Origin of the sequence: Listeria tempestatis (assembly GCF_963575625.1) — a bacterium.
Classification (GTDB): Bacteria; Bacillota; Bacilli; order Lactobacillales; family Listeriaceae; genus Listeria; species Listeria tempestatis.
Window position 1 is genome coordinate 89737 of the sequence record NZ_CAUYTK010000008.1, and the last position, 18772, is coordinate 108508.

22 protein-coding genes are annotated in these 18772 nt (G+C 39.0%); 2 read left to right on the forward strand and 20 right to left on the reverse strand.

Features of this window, described 5'->3' with window-relative positions; genetic code table 11:
• Positions 1-7 precede the first annotated feature (7 nt).
• The 20 genes from uvrB to R8923_RS10605 form a co-directional block, all read right to left on the reverse strand.
• The gene (gene uvrB, locus R8923_RS10510) at positions 8-1981 is read right to left on the reverse strand and encodes an excinuclease ABC subunit UvrB (RefSeq protein ID WP_485872727.1); all 1974 of its coding nucleotides are present in this window, start codon (positions 1979-1981) and stop codon (positions 8-10) included.
• Positions 1982-2416: 435 nt separating this feature from the next.
• On the reverse strand, positions 2417-2662 hold the full coding sequence (locus R8923_RS10515) for a CsbA family protein (RefSeq protein WP_485872749.1): 246 nt from the start codon (positions 2660-2662) through the stop codon (positions 2417-2419).
• 29 nt (positions 2663-2691) lie between these two features.
• The gene (locus R8923_RS10520; RefSeq protein WP_485872728.1) at positions 2692-3339 is read right to left on the reverse strand and encodes an HD domain-containing protein; all 648 of its coding nucleotides are present in this window, start codon (positions 3337-3339) and stop codon (positions 2692-2694) included.
• Positions 3340-3360: 21 nt separating this feature from the next.
• The gene (locus R8923_RS10525; RefSeq protein WP_485872729.1) at positions 3361-3747 is read right to left on the reverse strand and encodes a hypothetical protein; all 387 of its coding nucleotides are present in this window, start codon (positions 3745-3747) and stop codon (positions 3361-3363) included.
• Between the two features lie 179 nt (positions 3748-3926).
• Positions 3927-4226: an ArsR/SmtB family transcription factor gene (locus R8923_RS10530; RefSeq protein ID WP_485872730.1), complete on the reverse strand. Its 300-nt coding sequence runs from the start codon at positions 4224-4226 to the stop codon at positions 3927-3929.
• Positions 4227-4288: 62 nt separating this feature from the next.
• Positions 4289-5338 carry a bifunctional transcriptional activator/DNA repair enzyme AdaA gene (locus R8923_RS10535; RefSeq protein WP_485872731.1) on the reverse strand — a complete coding sequence of 350 codons (1050 nt, stop codon included), beginning with the start codon at positions 5336-5338 and terminating at the stop codon, positions 4289-4291.
• A gap of 83 nt (positions 5339-5421) precedes the next feature.
• Positions 5422-6000, reverse strand: a complete 579-nt coding sequence (locus R8923_RS10540; RefSeq protein WP_485872732.1) for a nuclear transport factor 2 family protein — start codon at positions 5998-6000, stop codon at positions 5422-5424.
• A gap of 73 nt (positions 6001-6073) precedes the next feature.
• Positions 6074-6733 carry a phosphate signaling complex protein PhoU gene (gene phoU, locus R8923_RS10545; RefSeq protein WP_485872733.1) on the reverse strand — a complete coding sequence of 220 codons (660 nt, stop codon included), beginning with the start codon at positions 6731-6733 and terminating at the stop codon, positions 6074-6076.
• 13 nt (positions 6734-6746) lie between these two features.
• On the reverse strand, positions 6747-7493 hold the full coding sequence (gene pstB, locus R8923_RS10550; RefSeq protein ID WP_485872750.1) for a phosphate ABC transporter ATP-binding protein PstB: 747 nt from the start codon (positions 7491-7493) through the stop codon (positions 6747-6749).
• A 45-nt stretch (positions 7494-7538) separates the two neighbouring features.
• Complete coding sequence (gene pstB, locus R8923_RS10555; RefSeq protein ID WP_485872751.1) at positions 7539-8366, reverse strand: phosphate ABC transporter ATP-binding protein PstB; 828 nt, start codon at positions 8364-8366, stop codon at positions 7539-7541.
• 17 nt (positions 8367-8383) lie between these two features.
• A complete protein-coding gene (gene pstA / locus R8923_RS10560; RefSeq protein ID WP_485872734.1) occupies positions 8384-9271 on the reverse strand; it encodes a phosphate ABC transporter permease PstA in 888 nt (295 codons plus the stop codon).
• On the reverse strand, positions 9268-10191 hold the full coding sequence (pstC, locus tag R8923_RS10565; RefSeq protein WP_485872735.1) for a phosphate ABC transporter permease subunit PstC: 924 nt from the start codon (positions 10189-10191) through the stop codon (positions 9268-9270). The genes pstA and pstC overlap by 4 nt, the downstream gene beginning before the upstream one ends.
• 112 nt (positions 10192-10303) lie before the next feature.
• Positions 10304-11200: a phosphate ABC transporter substrate-binding protein PstS family protein gene (locus R8923_RS10570; protein ID WP_485872736.1), complete on the reverse strand. Its 897-nt coding sequence runs from the start codon at positions 11198-11200 to the stop codon at positions 10304-10306.
• Between the two features lie 245 nt (positions 11201-11445).
• Positions 11446-13224 (reverse strand): two-component system histidine kinase PnpS, encoded by a 1779-nt coding sequence (pnpS, locus tag R8923_RS10575; protein WP_485872737.1) that lies wholly within the window; start codon positions 13222-13224, stop codon positions 11446-11448.
• Positions 13221-13934, reverse strand: coding sequence for a winged helix-turn-helix domain-containing protein (locus tag R8923_RS10580; protein WP_485872738.1), 714 nt, complete (start codon positions 13932-13934; stop codon positions 13221-13223). Before R8923_RS10580 ends, pnpS begins: the two co-directional genes overlap by 4 nt.
• A gap of 157 nt (positions 13935-14091) precedes the next feature.
• Positions 14092-15267: a serine protease gene (locus R8923_RS10585; RefSeq protein WP_485872739.1), complete on the reverse strand. Its 1176-nt coding sequence runs from the start codon at positions 15265-15267 to the stop codon at positions 14092-14094.
• 25 nt (positions 15268-15292) lie between these two features.
• Positions 15293-16741 carry a cardiolipin synthase gene (gene cls, locus R8923_RS10590; RefSeq protein ID WP_485872740.1) on the reverse strand — a complete coding sequence of 483 codons (1449 nt, stop codon included), beginning with the start codon at positions 16739-16741 and terminating at the stop codon, positions 15293-15295.
• Positions 16742-16929: 188 nt separating this feature from the next.
• On the reverse strand, positions 16930-17142 hold the full coding sequence (locus tag R8923_RS10595) for a hypothetical protein (protein ID WP_485872741.1): 213 nt from the start codon (positions 17140-17142) through the stop codon (positions 16930-16932).
• 83 nt (positions 17143-17225) lie between these two features.
• Positions 17226-17456: a recombinase zinc ribbon domain-containing protein gene (locus R8923_RS10600; RefSeq protein WP_485872752.1), complete on the reverse strand. Its 231-nt coding sequence runs from the start codon at positions 17454-17456 to the stop codon at positions 17226-17228.
• Positions 17413-17985, reverse strand: coding sequence for a recombinase family protein (locus tag R8923_RS10605; RefSeq protein WP_485872742.1), 573 nt, complete (start codon positions 17983-17985; stop codon positions 17413-17415). The genes R8923_RS10600 and R8923_RS10605 overlap by 44 nt, the downstream gene beginning before the upstream one ends.
• 190 nt (positions 17986-18175) lie before the next feature.
• Here R8923_RS10605 and R8923_RS10610 point away from each other — a divergent pair, with 190 nt between their 5' ends.
• Both R8923_RS10610 and R8923_RS10615 read left to right on the forward strand, forming a co-directional pair.
• The gene (locus R8923_RS10610; protein WP_485872743.1) at positions 18176-18412 is read left to right on the forward strand and encodes a glycoside hydrolase family 25 domain-containing protein; all 237 of its coding nucleotides are present in this window, start codon (positions 18176-18178) and stop codon (positions 18410-18412) included.
• Entirely contained in the window at positions 18339-18590 is a 252-nt protein-coding gene (locus R8923_RS10615) for a hypothetical protein (RefSeq protein WP_485872753.1), read from the forward strand. The genes R8923_RS10610 and R8923_RS10615 overlap by 74 nt, the downstream gene beginning before the upstream one ends.
• Positions 18591-18772 lie beyond the last annotated feature (182 nt).

Here is an 18772-nt window from a genome sequence, read left to right on the forward strand (position 1 = left end):
ATTCGTTTCATCCTTCCGCTTTTAATTCGAGTAAGGCATCACGAAGCTCGGCAGCACGTTCAAAATCAAGCGCTTTAGCCGCAGCCTTCATTTCATGTTCCATATCTTCAATGAGTTGTCCGCGTTCTTGTTTAGTTAATTTGCTTAAATCAGGACGTGTTTCCTCTTCCCCTTCTACAGCAATGGTTGCCGCAATTACGCCACGAATTTCTTTACGAATTGTTTTTGGTGTAATGCCGTGTTTTTCATTATAGGCTTCTTGAATTTGGCGACGACGTTCGGTTTCTTCCATTGAAACGCGCATTGAATCGGTAATCTTATCAGCATACATAATGACTCGTCCATTTTCATTTCGGGCAGCCCGACCCATCGTCTGAATAAGTGAACGTTCTGAACGCAAGAAACCTTCTTTATCCGCATCTAAAATCGCAACAAGAGAAACCTCTGGTAAATCGATTCCTTCACGAAGTAAGTTGATTCCAACTAGGACGTCAAACACTCCAAGGCGTAAATCGCGGATGATTTCAATCCGCTCAAGCGTCTTCACTTCCGAATGGAGGTATTGCACTTTGACGCCAGCTTCTTTTAGGTAGTCCGTTAAATCTTCCGCCATCTTCTTGGTCAGTGTTGTCACGAGTACGCGTTCATCTTTTTCCGTGCGCTCATTAATTTCATCCATTAAATCATCTATTTGCCCTTCAATCGGTCTGATTTCAACAATAGGGTCAAGTAATCCAGTCGGTCGAATGATTTGCTCGATAACATCAGGATTTTTTTCGAGTTCATACGGGCCTGGTGTTGCCGAGATAAACATGATTTGGTTAATGTGCTTCTCAAACTCCTCTAAGCGCAGTGGTCGGTTGTCGAGGGCAGACGGCAAACGAAAGCCGTGATCGACAAGCATTTGCTTCCGCGCTTGGTCACCATTGTACATTCCGCGAATTTGCGGCATGGTCACGTGCGACTCATCAATAACAATTTGAAAATCATCAGGAAAATAGTCAAGTAGTGTGTACGGCGTTGAGCCAGCTGGACGATGTGCCAAATGTCTGGAATAGTTCTCGATGCCTGAGCAGTAGCCCATTTCTTCCATCATTTCAATATCGTAATTTGTTCTCTGCTCTAAACGCTGTGCTTCTAAAAGTTTATTATCAGCACGAAGCACTTTTAATCGTTCTTCAAGTTCGATTTTAATATTTCCAATTGCTTTTTTGAGCGTATCTTGGCGAGTAACAAAGTGAGAGGCTGGGAAAATAGAAATATGTTCCCGTTCTGCTGTAATTTCTCCAGTAAGCGCGTCAACTTCGCGAATGCGCTCGATTTCATCGCCAAAAAACTCAACACGAATACAATGTTCATCACGTGATGCGGGGAAAATTTCAACCACATCACCGCGAACACGAAAACGGCCACGCTGAAAATCAATGTCATTCCGGTCATATTGAATATCTACTAAACGGCGCAATAGAACATCACGACTGATTTCCATACCCGGTCGTAACGATACAACGAGTTCTCGGTATTCTTCCGGAGCCCCTAAACCATAAATACACGATACGCTAGCAATAATAATTACATCCCGTCTTTCGAGTAATGAGGCCGTTGCAGAGTGTCGCAATTTATCAATTTCATCATTGATACTAGCATCTTTTTCAATATATGTGTCACTTTGTGGAACATAGGCTTCCGGTTGATAATAGTCATAATAACTCACAAAATATTCTACCGCATTGTTTGGAAAAAACTCCTTAAATTCACTATAAAGTTGCCCCGCTAACGTTTTATTATGTGCCATAATTAAAGTTGGCTTATTTACTTCTTGTATAACGTTCGACACCGTAAATGTCTTCCCTGTTCCAGTTGCCCCAAGCAAAGTTTGGTGCTTTAACCCGCTATTTAAACCGGCAACTAATCGCTCAATGGCACGCGGTTGATCCCCAGACGGTTTATATTCAGAAACGAGTTCAAATTTATCGGTCAATGTGAGTTCCCCCATTCTTGCTTCATTTTATTTCCCACTTTCAGCTCTTCTATTTTACCATAAACTAGCAATATATCCTAGCAAAAACCGAAAATATGTTCGGTTTCAGACTGCTGACAAACGGCAATCTTCGTTGTTAAACCCTCCGTTCCGATGTGCTCCGCATAACTTCTCACATGGTCAGGCAAACTACGCCTTCCCTGTTTTCAGTCATCACGTACTCGAGTACGCTCCACTTCGGTACTCGGCTTTGCCTAGAATCTCACCATTTGTCAGCAGTCTGATTTTGCGTGGTCGTTTTGTTTTGTGTAAACTTTAAGTTTTTCTTCAAACTAAAACCGAAAATATGTTCGGTTGTTTTTATAAAACAGAAAGAACGCAATCAATTTGATTACGTCCTTCTTCATCTATTTTACCACTTTATTTTCTATTTACCTATTTATGTGCTTTCTCTTGATTACGAATGCGTTGCAACATGTTTGTTGCAAATACAAACCCTATTGTTATGGAAAAAGCATCGATTATAATAAGCCACCACGTATCCGTGTAACCAAGTTTGGCGCTAGCAGCAATGAGTGCCACCACTAAAAATAAAGCAACATAGCGGTTTAGTGTAACGCGTGCCAAGACGATGACAAGTAATCCTGGGAAGAAAATTGCTGATAAAATTTGATCTAACATCATTGTCTTCCTCTCATATTTTAATTCGTTTAATTGCCACGGAGTGCTTTAGTAGTTATTTCGGCAGTTAATTCAGGAAGGTCTGTTTTACGAATACCTTTCTCGCTAAGCATCTCTCTCAAAATTTCACGTAAAAAATATTTCACACTCTCCATCTCTCGATACTCATATATCGTTATTAGCGCCTCACTATAAATTTCAACAAAAATATTTTCTGGATTGCCTTTACGAATTTCACCAAAAGATTCATATAATAAGTCAACTTTATCTGAAATGGCTAAAATCTTCCCTTCAAGGGTGGCATCTTTACCTTCTTTTAGCAAATGACGGTAAGTCGACTGAAACTCATCTGGAATTTCACGCTCGATAAAGTTTTGCGTCATGCTTTCTTCGACTTCGGAAAGCATTTCACGTAATTCAGCAGTAGCGTATTTTACAGGCGTTTTAATATCTCCAATAAAAAGTTCTGAATAATCATGGTTTAGCGCACGTTCGTATAATGATCGCCAGTCCACCTGATTACCAGCTCTTTCTTCTACATTTCCAAAAAACTGTGCGATTTGTGTCACTTTAAATGAATGTTCCGCAACAGAGTGTTCTTGATATTTAAATTTCCCTGGGCAACGATAAATATTTTCCAAATCAGATAAACTTTGAAAATATTGATGAATTCCCATCAAAATCACTCCTTCTCTTCATTATTCTTCACGTTTTTGATTTTTATTGGCTGGATTTGTATTTTCTACTTCGCGCATGATAAGGGCAGAACCGTAACCGAGAAGCGCGATAATTGCGCCTGAGTAAGAACGGAAATTTTCCGGGGCAAAAATTGCAATAATCGCTGAAAATAAAATTGTAGTTAAAATTCCCCAACTAAAAAGTTTGGTCCCTCTTGAAGTCCCTACTTTCATTTGTGAATAAATACCGATATAACAAACTGCTTGAATCAGTACAAATTGGACGACTCCAAGTATGATAACAGTTGCCAATTGATTATTCCATATAATACCAAAAATCGTTACCGCAATCATCAAAATAATTCCGACAACTACTAACGTTTTTTGTTGTGCCGTCAATTTTTTCACTTTTTTTCCTCCAAAGTCTTATTTATTTTTACTTTACCATAAAAAAACTAGCTTTTCGATTGAAAAAGCCAGTTTAGCTGTTATTTTCTTCTTTTGATTAGGGATGCGCTCATCCGCATGGACAGTTGATGCTGTCTACACCTTTGTCCTGTAACAATGAACTACATTTTTGCATGTATTTATTCATGGTGAACATGACGAATAGCTTGAGCAAGTAATTCTAACACATGGTTATCATCTTGTGAATAAAAAATTGTAGTTCCTTGACGACGAGATTTAACAAGTCGTAAATTTTTCAAAAACCGCAGTTGATGTGATACAGTCGTTTGATTAAATTCGAGCGTCCGCGCGATTTCGTTCACTGAGTATTCTCGTTCTTGTAGCAAATTTAAAATTTGCACACGAGTTGGATCTGCTAACGCTTTAAATATTTGAGTCACATTAAAAAGTGTTTCTTCATCTAAAACTGAACCGTTCATTTCCTTCACTCCATTACTATATGGTCATATACTCATATGATAGCGCGAAATCTAAAAAAAGTCTAAACTATTTTAGACTTTTCAAGGTTAAGCAAGTATTTTTTTCGCTCCACTCCGCCCCCGTAACCACCTAATTCCCCGTTTGCTCTAATCACACGATGGCATGGAATTAAGATAGCAATTTGGTTGGCCCCGTTTGCATTACCCACAGCGCGAACCGCACGAGGATTCCCAAGTTCATTTGCAATTTCCGTATACGTCCGGGTTTCACCAGCAGGAATTTTTTCAAGATACCGCCATACATCCTTTTGAAACGAAGAACCTTTTGTGTAAAGCGGGACGGAAAAATGCGTGCGTTTCGATTGAAAATATTCTGTTAACTGCTCCGCTAATTGCTGGCTAATTTTAGTTTCTCCGGGTAGAATTCGCGCATTTTGCACAGTGCGCAATTTTTCAATCTCACGTTCTAATCCGCGTCGATTCATAAATTCAAGCAAGTAAAGTCCCTCCGCGTCTGTCAAACTAAGCATACGCCCAATTGGTGTAGCAATAATACTTGCATAAATAATGATGCCCCGCTGTTTTTTAGGAGGGTTACCCATAATTTTTGTGAAAGCATCATTAAAGGCACTTGCCGATTCATATCCTGCTGACAATTGTTCATCAATCACTTTAGCTCCAGCTGAAATTTCTTTAAAAGCTATTCCCATGCGGCGAGATCTCGCATATTGAACAAAGGTCATTCCATACACTTCTTTAAACTTCCTTCTTGCAGATGCGGAATGTAGACCTAGTTCATGAAAATCATTTTCTTTCCAACGCTTTTCTGGATTTTGCTCTACTTTTTTTACAAGAAGAGTCACTTCTTCTGGGATACTTTGCGGGTAAGAGAGTGGTTCACACCTTTTACACGGGCGGTAGCCGGCGAGTAGCGCTTCTTCTGCAGTGGAAAAAAATTCACAGTTCTCAAATTTGGGCTTTCTCGCTTTACACGTTGCATGACAAAACACACCTGTCGTTTTAATTCCTGCAAAAAAAACGCCATCATAATTTGGATTTTTTTCAACGAGAGCCTGGTAGAATTCTTCTTTTTTACGTTCTACAGTTATCATAATTTTAAACTCCTAACCTATAAATTTCATCTCTCCTTTCAGTATAGCGATTATCCATTTTTTTACTTTCGAAAAATGAACAACTATTTTATGATGACATAGGAAATGATTTTTATTATTTTAGCGTCTTTTGCGTGATTTTCAAATTCGAATACGTCAGCGAAATATACATGTTGCCCTTCTTTAGTAATCATCGTACCATTTAAGGAACCCAATTTTCCGTGTGTGATAATATTTTCAAGCTCTAGTGAACTTACGGGTTCAAAATGGCTGAAAAGCTCGTCCATAAATTTAGTTCGGCCACGGATTTCAAATTCGCCAGGAACTTCCCAAACAAAGTTTTCTACTAAAAGGGCTTCTAACGTTTTTCGGTCTGCTTTCGCTGTGGCAATCGTGTAATCGCGAATAATTCGCTTTTTGGGAGCATTATCGCAATCTGTTGGCGCAATTAAAGCAAAGTCCGTTTCGATATTTTGGTCAGGTTGAAACGACCAATTTTGTTCAGCTAGTGCATGCCTTAAAATCTGAATTGCTTTTGGTCCAACACCGTGTAAGTTAGAAAGTGTTTTTTCATCATATTCCTTTACTTGTTCAAGCGTCCCAATTCCAATTGTTAAGAGAGCATTTGTTGCAGGTTTCCCAATTTTAGGTAGCTCCGTCACGCGCTTCACCTCACACTTTTATTTATCTGTATTATAACAAAAACGTGTTCCTCCCACTAGGAACACGTTTTGTTTATTGATTCAACTCCTCGATTTCGCCGCTCTCTAAGTAAACAATCCACTCGGATACATTTGTAATATAATCCCCAATTCGCTCTAAATTTTGTGCCACAAGAAGTAAATGCGTCACATCCTCTAAATGCTCAGGATCTTCTTGCATTAAATCAATACATTTTTTAGAGACTAGACGATGCAATTTGTCTACTTCGTTATCGCGCGCTGCAATTTCGCGAGCCGCATTCGCATCTCCTGCTAAGTATGCATTTAACACATCGTGTAGCATATTTTTGACGATTTCACCCATCTCTGGAATTTCAGGAATAGGTTTTAATGCTTTACTGTTCCCTAATTGAATTGTTGCTTTCGCAATGCTGACCGCATGATCACCAATTCGCTCTAAATCAGAGCTAGCTTTTAAGACGGTCACAATTTTTCTTAAATCAGTTCCAACTGGTTGTTGCAGGGCAATTAGTTCAAAGGAGCCTTGTTCAAGCGAAAGCTCCATGTCATTAATTGCTTTGTCTTCTGAAACAACTTGTTTGGCAAGCAATTGGTCACGCTCCACTAAGGATTTCACTGCTTTAAAAATAGATTCATTCACAAGAACGCCCATTTTTAACAAGTGTTGATGTAGCTCATTTAATTGTTCTGTAAATAATTTCCTTACAACCATATAGGCACACTCCTCATCCAAATCGACCAGAAATATAGTCTTCCGTTTTTTGTTTTTTCGGGTTTGTGAAAATTGTTGTCGTATCAGCAAACTCAACAATCTCGCCATTCAAGAAGAAGGCTGTTTCATCAGAGATACGCGAAGCTTGTTGCATATTATGCGTCACAATCACAATCGTATAATCTTTTTTTAGCTCTAAAATTAGGTCTTCTACTTTTGCGGTTGAAATAGGGTCGAGTGCCGAAGTTGGTTCATCCATTAGAATCACTTCGGGTTTCACAGCAAGAACGCGAGCGATACAAAGTCGTTGTTGTTGTCCGCCTGACATTCCTGTCGCTGGTTTGTCTAAGCGGTCGTGAACCTCGTCCCATAAAGCAGCTTGTTTTAAGCTTCTCTCTACAATAGCATCCAGCTCTTTTTTATTTGTTACCCCGTGCATCCGTGGCCCGTAAGCGACATTATCATAAATGGAAAATGGAAATGGGTTGGGTTGTTGAAACACCATGCCAACGCGCTTACGAAGGTTTACCATATCTAATTTTGTTTGATTGACTTCCTCATCTGCAATGCGAATACTACCGGTTGTTTTAACATTTGGTATTAAATCATTCATTCGATTTAATGTTCTTAGAAATGTTGACTTACCACAACCGGAAGGCCCGATAAGCGCCGTTACAAAATTTTCTTTTATTTGCAAAGAAACTTGTTTGAGGGCTTGTTTTTGTCCGTAAAATAAATCGACATTGTCCGTTTCAATCATAAATTTTGTTGCTTCAGCAGTTTCTACCAATTTATTCGCCTCCTCTTATCCAAAGTTTCCTGAAATATAATCTTCTGTACGCTTTTCTGCAGGGTTTGTAAATAATTCTGTCGTACTTGTAAACTCAACGACTTCACCTAAGTAGAAGAAGGCTGTATAGTCGGATACGCGTGCTGCTTGCTGCATGTTGTGCGTCACGATGACAATCGTATACTTCTCTTTTAGTTCATTAATTAAATCTTCAATTTTACTTGTCGAAATCGGGTCAAGTGCTGATGCTGGTTCATCAAGTAACAGCACTTTTGGCTGCATCGCGATGGCACGAGCAATACAAAGGCGTTGCTGTTGCCCACCGGATAGAGAGAGCGCACTTTTATTTAAATCATCTTTCACTTCATCCCATAAAGCCGCACCACGTAAGCTTTTCTCTACACGTTCCATGAGCTCTTTTTTATTCTTCATGCCATGACGTTTTAATCCAAAAGCAATATTTTCATAAATTGACTTTGAAAATGGATTTGGCTTTTGAAACACCATACCGATTTCCTTACGTACATTGTATAAGTCAACTTCTTTACGATTAATATTTATGCCGTTATATAAAATTTGTCCAAGTGTGCGACAGCCTTCAATTTCATCATTCATTCGATTTAAAGCCCGCAAGTAAGTAGATTTCCCGCAACCAGAAGGACCAATTAATGCCGTTACTTTATTTTCAGGGAAAGCGAGATCGACTCCTTTTATCGCATGATTTTCGCCGTAATAAACGTGGAGATCTTGTGTTGCCATCGCATGACTGTCCATTTCAAAAGGAGGAATTATCGCTTGTGTTTCTTCGACTTCCACATTTATTGGCATCGTTTTTGTGATCATCATTTACAAAACTCCTTTTAAGACGAAGACGTCATTTTTTTAAATACAATTTTTCCAAGAATACGCGCTAAGATGTTGAAAAGTAAAACAGAAATAATTAACACTGCTGAAGCACCGTCCGAAACAGCACGTGCATCAGGCATAATTCCTTCCCCGTTAATCTTCCAAATATGGACCGCGAGCGTTTCTGCGGGACGGAAAATATTGAGTGGCGAAGTAATTTCAGCTGGATTCCAGTTCGAAAAATCAAGCACTGGCGTACTTTGACCTGCTGTAAAAATAAGCGCCGCCGCTTCGCCGAATACTCGACCAGCTGCCAAAATAATTCCCGTAATAATCGCAGGTAAAGCTGCTGGAATTAAAACGCGCGTAATTGTTTCCCACCGGGTTAACCCTAGGGCTAGTCCTGCTTCGCGCTGAGTGTTTGGAATCGCATTTAAAGCATCTTCTACTACTCGAATTAAAAGTGGTAAGTTAAAGATGGTGAGCGTTAGTGCCCCGGAAATCACCGAGAAACTCCAGCCCATTTGAATGACGAATACAAGAAAGCCAAAAAGGCCAACAACGATAGAAGGAAGCGAGCTTAACACTTCAATTGTCGTCCGAATCAAATCGGTCAACCAATTTTTTCGCGCATATTCTGCCATGTAAATTCCCGCGCCAAGTGCAATTGGAACCGAAATAATCATTGTAATAATGAGCATATAGAAGGAGTTCCAAATTTCAGGCCCAATCCCGCCACCTGCTTGGAATGATTTTGGCGGTGTCGTTAGAAATTGCCAACTAAGTTGTGGCACGCCCTTCACTAAAATATAACCGAGAAGGCTTGCTAAAATGATGACGATGATAGCAGCAATTGCGTAAAATACGCCAGTTGCAATTTTATCTTTAGTTTTTACATTCATTTCGCTTTCCTCCTACGGCCGATGAATCGGATAATGATGATAAAGAATAGCGACATGGCAAGTAGTACCATCGCGAGTGACCATAAAACGTTATTTTCCAGCGTACCCATAACTGTATTTCCCATGCCCATTGTTAGAATACTAGTTAAAGTAGATGCGGGCTCGAATAATGAAGTGGGGATGACAGCCGAATTCCCGATAACCATTTGAACGGCTAATGCTTCACCGAATGCGCGGGCCATCCCAAAAACGATGGCGGTCATAATGCCTGCGCGCGAGGAACGAAGTACAACACGCCATATGGTTTGCCACCTAGTTGCCCCAAGTGCAAGAGAAGCTTCCCGGTAATGACGTGGCACCGATTTAATTGCGTCCACAGAAAGCGATGTAACCGTCGGTAGAATCATAATCGTAAGTACAACTGTAGCTGCTGCAATTCCGAAGCCACTACCTGAAATGTGTTCCCGAATAAACGGTACGACCACACTCAAACCGATGAAACCATAAACAACAGAAGGAATACCTACAAGGAGTTCCATAACTGGTTGTAAGATTTTTTTCCCAAAGCGAGGAGAGATTTCAACCATAAAAATGGCGGCACCAATTGCAAGCGGCCCAGCGATACATGCGGCTAGAAGTGTAACAGCAAAGGATCCGATAATCATCGGAAGTGCACCAACCAGTGCATTTCCTGCTGCATCCACTTTTGACGGGTTCCAATCTGTACCTGTAATAAAATCAACAAATGATACATTATTTACAAAAAAGGTGGATAATCCTTTTGAAATGACGAGATAAAGAATTGAGATGGCCGCTAAAATCATAATGCCAATGCAGAGGAACGTGATGAGTTTCCCTCTTGTTTCTAAACGTGCTTTTTTCGATGTTTTTGTCAGATTTTCTTCGTTAATAATTTCCAAGGCTAAAAACTCCTTTCAGTCCCTAACATGCGGGTAAGTCTCCCTTGTTAAACAAGAAAGACTTCCCGTAAGTAGCAGGCTTCTGGTCATTTTTCCCTTTGCCTGCTTTTTTTTATTTTACGTCTGTTAATTTTCCGTCCGCATCACGTTCCACTTTCATGGAGTGAATCGATTGGTAGCCTAATTGTGGTACTAAGTCGTTTTGAATTGTTTCACTTGTCATATATTCTAAAAATGCTTTTGTTGCACCTTTTGGCTCACCATTTGTGTACATGTGCTCGTAAGACCAAATTTTCCAATCGTTTGTTGCGACGTTATCCTCATTTGGCTCGACACCATCTACTTTTAGACTAATAACAGAATCGTCAATATAGGAGAAAGCGAGATAACTAATTGCCCCTGGCGTTTCACTTACAATCTTACGTACTGTTCCCGAAGAGTCTTGTTCTTGTGCTTTAATAGGTGTCGCCCCTTTTAAGCCCCATTTTTCGAAAGTGGCACGCGTTCCGCTACCTTCTGCACGGTTAATGACTGTAATTTTTTCATTTTTACCACCAAGATCTTTCCAATTTGTTACTTTACCAGTGAAAATATCAATTAATTGTTGTTGTGTTAAATCTTTTACACCAACATCTTTATTTGCAACAGGCGCCATTCCAACAACTGCTACTTTATGGTCAACAAGTTTCGAAGCATCTACTCCGTCTTTCTCTTCCGCAAAAACATCAGAGTTTCCAATTTCAACCGCTCCTTGTCCAACTTGTGTTAAGCCAGTACCAGAACCACCGCCCTGTACGTTAATTTGTACTTTCGGATTCTCTGATTGGAACTGTTTACCTCCTGCTTCTACAAGTGGCTGAAGTGCTGTTGAGCCGACTGCTGTTACTGAACCAGAAACCTCATCACCAGCTCCATTTGCTTTATCACTCGATGAACTGCTACCACAAGCAGCTAAGACTAACATTAATGCTGAAAGAACCGTAAGTAATCCCAAAACTTTTTTATTCATAATTTCGTTACCCACCTTATTTTTTAAATTAGTGTTTCTTACATGTCTAACTATAACCGCTTGTAGTTAAGCACATATGTAGCTAATGTTAAGAATTTGTAAACCTGCTTTTTTTATGTAAATTTCATTAAATTAGGATGATAAAAACATGGTTTTTATATCGGCTTGTTACCGCAATTTGTAGCTTCCGTAAAAAACATCAAAAAATCCCCCTTTTCCCGTCATGAGAAAAGGAGGATTTTTCTTTAACTATGCGATTTTGGTAGTCGTACATAAAATTTAGTGCCCACATTCTCTTCACTAGTCACTTGAATGGTTCCGTCCATCATGTCAACTAAATGCTTCACAATTGACAGGCCTAAACCAGTTCCACCAGAATGTCTCGTTCGCGCTTTATCAACGCGGTAAAATCGTTCGAAAATGCGATCTAAATCCTTAGCCGGAATTCCAATGCCGTTATCTGAGACAATCAATTGGATTTCATCGCCAATATCGTCTAGTTGGAGCACAATGCGGCCTTTTAAAGGCGTATATTGAATCGCATTGGATAGCAAATTAATTAAAATTTGTTGCAAGCGGTCACGTTCATTTTCGATGAAAAGCGGTTTCTCGTGGTCCCAAATTTCTTCAATCGTAATTTCTTTTAAAGAAGCAAGCTCACTAACCGTTTTAACCGACTGCTCCATCACTTCATTCATATTAATTTGTTCTATTTGTAACGGTAATGTTTTTTGTTCAATTCTCGATAAAGCTAAAATATCTAAAATTAAACGATGCAGGCGATCACTTTCATCTTTAATAATTGTTAAAAATTGCTTTAGGAGGGCCTCATCATACATAGCGCCGTCAAGAAGTGTCTCCGCAAAACCTTTTAGTGCCGTAACTGGTGTTTTTAGTTCATGCGAAACGTTTGCAACGAACTCTGAACGAACATTTTCTAAATGTCTAATTTGCGTAATATCATGTAGTAAGAGAACTAAACCTGAAATTTCACCGTCTTCCATCAAAATGGGGGATACGCTCGCATCTAAAATCATTTCTTTTGGAAAATAAATCGCAATTTCTTGTTGCTTCATCCGTTTAGTTTTTAACGTTTCCTCAATCAATTCACTCAGACCATAGCTTTTTATGACCTCATAAAACGGCTTGCCCGTAATCTCCTGTTCTCCGAGAATACGGTACATCATTCGGTTCGTCATCACAATTTCCTTATCATGATTAATCAACATGACCCCGCTCACCAAATTTTCCACAATAGCCGTAAGTCTTTGCGAGTTCTCACGAATTTCAAACATTTGTGTTTCTAAACTTTCGGCTAGTTTATTCACGCTGATGGAAAGGTCTCGTAGCTCCCCGCTTGATTTCCCGTAAATTCGACTGCTATATTCGCGGTTAGCTAAATCTGTTGAAACATCCATAATTTCCTGAACTGGCTTCGTGATTCGACGCGCAATGATAAAGCTAATGAGCGCAATCAAAATGAGTGCCAAACTGAAAATGAGGAAGAGGTTCCCCCAAAGCGTATTGATGGCGGACGCTACCGATTCAAGCGAAACCGAAACTCGAAGCGCCCCAGCGGTTTCGCCGTCTTGCACAATGGGTACTGCTACATAAAGCATGCTATAACCAAGCGTGTCACTTTCACGTGTCGCAATCCCCACTGTATCTCCGTCCTGTAAAACTTTTTTGAACTCCGGACGATTGGCATGATTTTCAAGTTTTGTCGGATCCTCTTTCGAGTCAGCAATCACACGCCCATCTTTATCAACAACCGTAATGCGCGCATCAACATCTTCTGTCAGCGGGCTAAGCTCTGCCTGAATTTCAGCACTGTTCTTATCTAAATCTATATTTTCAATATTCGTTGTGTGCAAAAGCACCTTTGCTTCATCTTCCAATTGGTTTTCCTTCATGCTTAAATAAGTCGTTTTCATTAGTTCGCCTGAAAACAAACCGACGATGCCCATCGTTACAAAAAATAAAATGAAAAAGGAAATCCCAATTTTAAACCATAACTTTTTCATAGCTCATCCTTTACATTCTCCATTTTGTAGCCAAAACCGCGAATCGTCTTAATGTAGCGCGGTTGTTTCGTGTCCGCCTCAATTTTATCACGCAAATGACTCACATGTACGTCAACAATACGCGTTTCTCCAATATAATCATAATTCCAAACCGCATCCAGCAATTGGTCGCGTGAAAACACCTTTCCGCGGTGGTTCGCCAAATATAACAACAGTTCAAACTCTTTCGGTGTTAAATCAAGTCGCTCACCGTGCATAAAAACCTCATAGCTTTCCCGGTGTATTTTTAACTCCCCAATTTCTAAAATATTTTCAACAGAAAGAGGCTCTTTTTCATCGCGTCCCTTATCTACACGGCGCAAAATAGCTTTAATTCTCGCTACTACCTCTCTCGGGCTAAACGGCTTCGTCAAATAGTCGTCTGCGCCAAGTTCGAGGCCGATAATCTTATCTAGCTCCTCATCTTTAGCCGTCAACATCAAAATCGGAAAATCATACTTATCTTGGCGCAATTTTTTTGTTACTTCAATTCCGTCCATTTTCGGGAGCATTAAATCAAGCACAATTAAATCTGGCTTTTCTGAAATCGCAAGCTCATAGCCCATCTGACCATCCGTTGCAGTCACCACCTCGTAACCCGCTTTTTCAATATTAAATTGAAGTAACGTTACAATTGAAACTTCATCATCTACAACTAAAATTTTAGCCACAAAAATCTCCCTTTCCTGACAAATTCCGCACTTTATCTGCTTATTACCTTAAATATAGCATGAATTTACAATTTCTGGATAGCAATACATCTATCTTTACAAAAACTTAAAACGAGCACCAAACAAAATCCAAGTTTTGCTTAGCACTCGTTTTGATTTATCGTGGTTCAACTAAAAGAATTCCAAGCTCGAACGACTCATTTTCATATAGCGCTGTCTGTTCAATACGCGGCTCCCCGTTTTGATCCATCACTTTCAAACGACAGAACGCCCGGTTCATATTAAGTGCCTCATACATATCCGCCCGTGTTTTAACCGCTATACCATTCACTTCTGTAATTTTTTCGCCTGGAGTTAGGTTCATCCGAGCTGACGGGGAACCTGCCCTAGCACCCAAAATCACAATGCCATCTGGTTGTGGTGCATATTTCCGCGGCGCCAGCTTATCATACCTATAATAACGCCACATAATCCAAAATCTTGAAAGAATCGCGAGCACAAAAGCAAATAGAGTAAGGACTGGTATAACAATACTCAACAGACCAATTCCCGCAACAAAAACCGCGAGCGTCATAACTTGCCCTGCAATCTGTTTACTTAAAACTTGCGGCAGTTCCGAACGCGTCTTTTGCTCAAAACCAATAATAAGCGGCAATATAATAAGCGTATAAGAATCCGATCCAATATTAAAAACCGGCCACCAATCAAACAGATGGGTTATTTCCGTCCCCGGAATAAAAGCGACAAGTGGAATAAACCATAACTTACGCAGTTGAAATGCTCCAACTAATTTCCCCCGTCTACTTTTCCGGAGCGACGGAGAAGGCGAACTCGCACTCGTGCGACTAATTAAATGAGCTTCAACAAACAATGCAATAGCAAGTAAGAATGTCATCGCCACCATAAAATTATCTACATTTAAATTATCATAGAGTAAATATTTATCTTGAAGAGGTCCAAATTGTATATCGAAATAATAACAATAATAAAAGATTAAACTTGAAATCCCTATTGTTATCGCTGCTGAAGTTAATCGGAACATTGATGTTAGCAAAGCTAGAATTGTAACCACGTTAAAAACAACCAGCCATGAAATCATCACACTAAAACCTGAGAAAAACAATAGAATAGAGATTAAAAGCGAAACGAATATGCCTAAAGTAAAAAAATTCTTAAGTTCCAACCACGGCGAATAAATTCGTGCGCTAAACGATTTGCGCTCCCATTTGATACGGTCAAACCCAGCAAGAATAACAAAGAGGATGGCCAAATAAAAGACTGGCTGCAGAAACAGACTAGCCAAACCTTTTAAAATAATCTCAATTACTTCCATTTCCATCCACCCTTCTAACTTCTTTCTATAATATTGGCGCCAGTAATCTGCTGACTGCCTCTTTCAATTTAATCCAAAGCGAACGTTCTTTATAAAGTTCTGGCGTAAGTTGATAAGATTTTAAAATATCTTCTAAAAAAATATCTTCTAATTTTTGCGCCATTGTCTTTTCATAAATAAACGCATTCACTTCAAAGTTCAGTCTAAAACTACGAAAATCCATGTTTGCTGTCCCAACCGAAGCAATTTCCCCATCAATAACAAGCATTTTCGCATGAATAAATCCATTGTCATAAATGAAAATTTTCGCTCCCGTTTCCATTAATTCACCCGCATAACTTGTTGTCGCTCGGTAAACAAATGCGTGATCAGGCTTATTTGGAATCATAATACGTACATCAATCCCAGAAAGCGATGCAATTTTTAAAGCTTCGAACAAACTTGCATCTGGAATAAAATAGGGTGATTGTAAATAAATTGATTTTTTAGCTGAATTAATCATTTTAATATAACCATTTTTAATTTGTTGCCACTCTGAATCTGGTCCACTCGAAACAATTTGTAAACTTGTATGTCCACCACCATAAAATGCAGGGAAATAACGCGCTTTATAGTCCACCTTATGATTTGGTGCAGCCGAATTCCAGTCCATGATAAACCTCGTCTGCATGGCATAAACCGCCTTTCCGTGCACTCGGAGATGCGTATCACGCCAGTAACCAAATTTTTTCGATAGCCCTAAATATTCATCCCCGATATTAAACCCGCCAATATAGGCAACTTGCCCATCAATAATCGCTAGTTTTCGGTGATTACGATAATTCAGTCGAAAGTTAATAAGCGGAAGCTTCGAAGGAAAAAATGGCCTCACCATACCCCCATTTTTCTCCAACTGGTGAAAAAACGACTTCTTCGTTGTCCTTGAGCCCATGGCATCATAGATGACTTTCACGTTTAGTCCCTCTGCGGCTTTCCTTTCAAGCAAGCGAACCATTCGCTTTCCAAGCTCATCCGAGTGGAAAATATAATAAATAATATGGATGTGATCCGTTGCATTCTCAATATCCTTCATTAACGCTTCAAATTTCTCATGCCCATCCACATAAACATCCACTTCGTTATCTTGCGTTAAGATTGCCCCATCATTGACAAGTAGCAAATAAATTAAATCCCGATATTTTTTTACATTTGAATCACTAAACGGAAATTCTTTCTGCCGAATTAATTCAATTTGATTGTCTGTCGATTCTTTTATCCCGATTTTTTCCTGCCCTTTCCAGTCAAAAATCTTCTTATTGGAAAGTTTTCTACCAAAAATCAAGTAAATAACAAATCCAAGAATAGGGATAAACGTTAAAACTAGCAGCCATGCCCATGTTGCTGACGTATCTCTACGTTCTAAAAATACTGTTACCGCTGCGAATAAAACATTTAAAATTAACAGGACAATGAGAATTGCTGTCAAAATCCCCATTTTGCTCTCTCCCTTTTTGATTTATTCTATCCAATCATATCATAAAATCCCTATTTTCGCCCATTTTACAGTAAAAAACTAGATAAAATTACATTCTTGATATTTCTTCTTTAATACTAAAAAAGTTTGGACCAAAATTTTGTCCCAAACTTTCTACCATGAAGGCAACATAACAGATTAAAATTCCCCTAAAGCCATTTAATTTCGACAACATCCTTATCTATTATAACTTTATCAACCACAGCTCTCAATAACTTTTGTTTGCCATAAAATGAGAGTTTGCGAATATCTTTTAAATTATTTTCTTCCCCAAACAACGTTAATAAGTCTTCGTCAATTGCAGCGGCTTCCATACTATTTTTTTCAGCTATTAAGGTTGAAAGGTTAGTGTCGATTTTCAAGGTTGATTTATCTAGTTCATCCTTGCTGAAATAGGAACTTAAATATAGGTCTAACAGCCGCGATTTTTTATTTTGTAATTCAGTTATTTTGGATTTGGCTTTGTTGATTGATCTTTCGTTTTTTTGACTTTTGAAACAACCGAATACTTTTCTACTCTGCTCAGTATTATTTTTTCTAATTTGTCAGCTCTAATACTTTTATTATTACATTCCTCATATTGGTAAAGTCGCCGTTTTGACTTGCAATGATAGTAACGATATTTTAATTTCTTACCTTTGTAAGTGATCGTTTTGGAGGCATGAGAATGAGGCAGACCTCATTTTCCACAAACAACTAGCCCGGCTTAGCAACGATTGTGATTCTTGGTTTATATTAGGCAGTTCCTCAACCCCTTTAAATATTTGCTGAACTCGATAAAATTGTTCCTCTTTTATAATGGCTTCATGAACTCTTTTTGTATGAACTTTATCCGCATAGCTACCAATATAAATGTCGTTAGTAAGGAGACTTTTATAACGCTGCCGATTGAACACTTTATGTCCTAATTCCTTCATTCTTTTTTGCTCTTGTAAAATACTTTGAGTTTCTTCAAATAAATCATAAATAAGCTGTAAGTGTTCAGCTTCCTCTTTGTTTACAAACAATTTAGTGTCAATAACATCATAGCCGAATGTCCTACCTTTAGCAGTGACAAGCGGTAAGCCTTCTTCAATACGTTTTGTTTTCCCCATCACTAACCTGTCTCTTATAGTTTCACGTTCCAATTGAGCAAAATCCAACAATATACCAATCATTGCGCGACCAAATGGGCTAGAGGTGTCTAGAGTCTTTGACAGACTCACAAACTCTACATCGTTTTTTTTAAATATTCCTCTATTAGCATTAAGGTATCACGTTGTGATCTAGAAAGCCTATCAAGCCTATAACCCTAATTTAGACGTATCCCATCATCAAAATCCGAATATGTTGGATTGGCCACGACTAAAAATAGAGGTCGTGAGCATTATTATACGGGGTTAATTTGGAAGTAATTTGATTGACAAGCAATACAAAAGTTTTATAACAAAGGTGAAGCAATACAAAATTCCTTTTGGATTATATACGTTTGATATGCTCGTGTCTGTGAACGATGCAAGAGTTGAGGCGCGTGATTTTTTAGCACGAGGAGATGCTGAGGCGAAGTTCTGGGTGCTTGATGTGGAAAAAGAGACGATTGCCGCTTGTGGAACGAAAAATCTTGCAGAAGCCGAACAAAAAAGGGAAGATTAATACAATCATTAAAGTCTTCGCTATTTTTTGGGACAACGAAAACTTGAATGGCGGTCAAGTTTTGACATATAAACCCAGAGTGAAATTGAAGCATTATCCTACGAGAAGCGGCTTGAAATCAGCGTATTTTTCAAAGCAGAAAAAAATATTTTACACAACGACTTATTGGCTTAATTGACCCTTCGCCTCATCCTTCAGGATGGGGCGTTTTTTTATGTATTTCTATCGAAAATTCACAAATCATCCGCATACTATTTTTTTCTATGTTAAACTAGAAAGACAAGAGGTGAATTTTTTAATGAAAGATATACATTATCAGGAAGATGACTTTGAAAAAGCGAAAAAAAGCATCGGCAACCT

Bases quoted from the DNA above. Each gene is read 5' to 3' on its own strand.
- pstB (WP_485872751.1), bottom strand. From the start codon at position 8,366: ATGATCACAAAAACGATGCCAATAAATGTGGAAGTCGAAGAAACACAA.
- R8923_RS10585 (WP_485872739.1), bottom strand. From the start codon at position 15,267: ATGGAAGTAATTGAGATTATTTTAAAAGGTTTGGCTAGTCTGTTTCTG.
- pstB (WP_485872750.1), bottom strand. From the start codon at position 7,493: ATGATTGAAACGGACAATGTCGATTTATTTTACGGACAAAAACAAGCC.
- pnpS (WP_485872737.1), bottom strand. From the start codon at position 13,224: ATGAAAAAGTTATGGTTTAAAATTGGGATTTCCTTTTTCATTTTATTT.
- R8923_RS10515 (WP_485872749.1), bottom strand. From the start codon at position 2,662: ATGTTAGATCAAATTTTATCAGCAATTTTCTTCCCAGGATTACTTGTC.
- R8923_RS10535 (WP_485872731.1), bottom strand. From the start codon at position 5,338: ATGATAACTGTAGAACGTAAAAAAGAAGAATTCTACCAGGCTCTCGTT.
- R8923_RS10520 (WP_485872728.1), bottom strand. From the start codon at position 3,339: ATGGGAATTCATCAATATTTTCAAAGTTTATCTGATTTGGAAAATATT.
- cls (WP_485872740.1), bottom strand. From the start codon at position 16,741: ATGGGGATTTTGACAGCAATTCTCATTGTCCTGTTAATTTTAAATGTT.
- R8923_RS10570 (WP_485872736.1), bottom strand. From the start codon at position 11,200: ATGAATAAAAAAGTTTTGGGATTACTTACGGTTCTTTCAGCATTAATG.
- phoU (WP_485872733.1), bottom strand. From the start codon at position 6,733: ATGGTTGTAAGGAAATTATTTACAGAACAATTAAATGAGCTACATCAA.
- R8923_RS10615 (WP_485872753.1), top strand. From the start codon at position 18,339: ATGTGGAAAAAGAGACGATTGCCGCTTGTGGAACGAAAAATCTTGCAG.
- pstA (WP_485872734.1), bottom strand. From the start codon at position 9,271: ATGAATGTAAAAACTAAAGATAAAATTGCAACTGGCGTATTTTACGCA.
- R8923_RS10530 (WP_485872730.1), bottom strand. From the start codon at position 4,226: ATGAACGGTTCAGTTTTAGATGAAGAAACACTTTTTAATGTGACTCAA.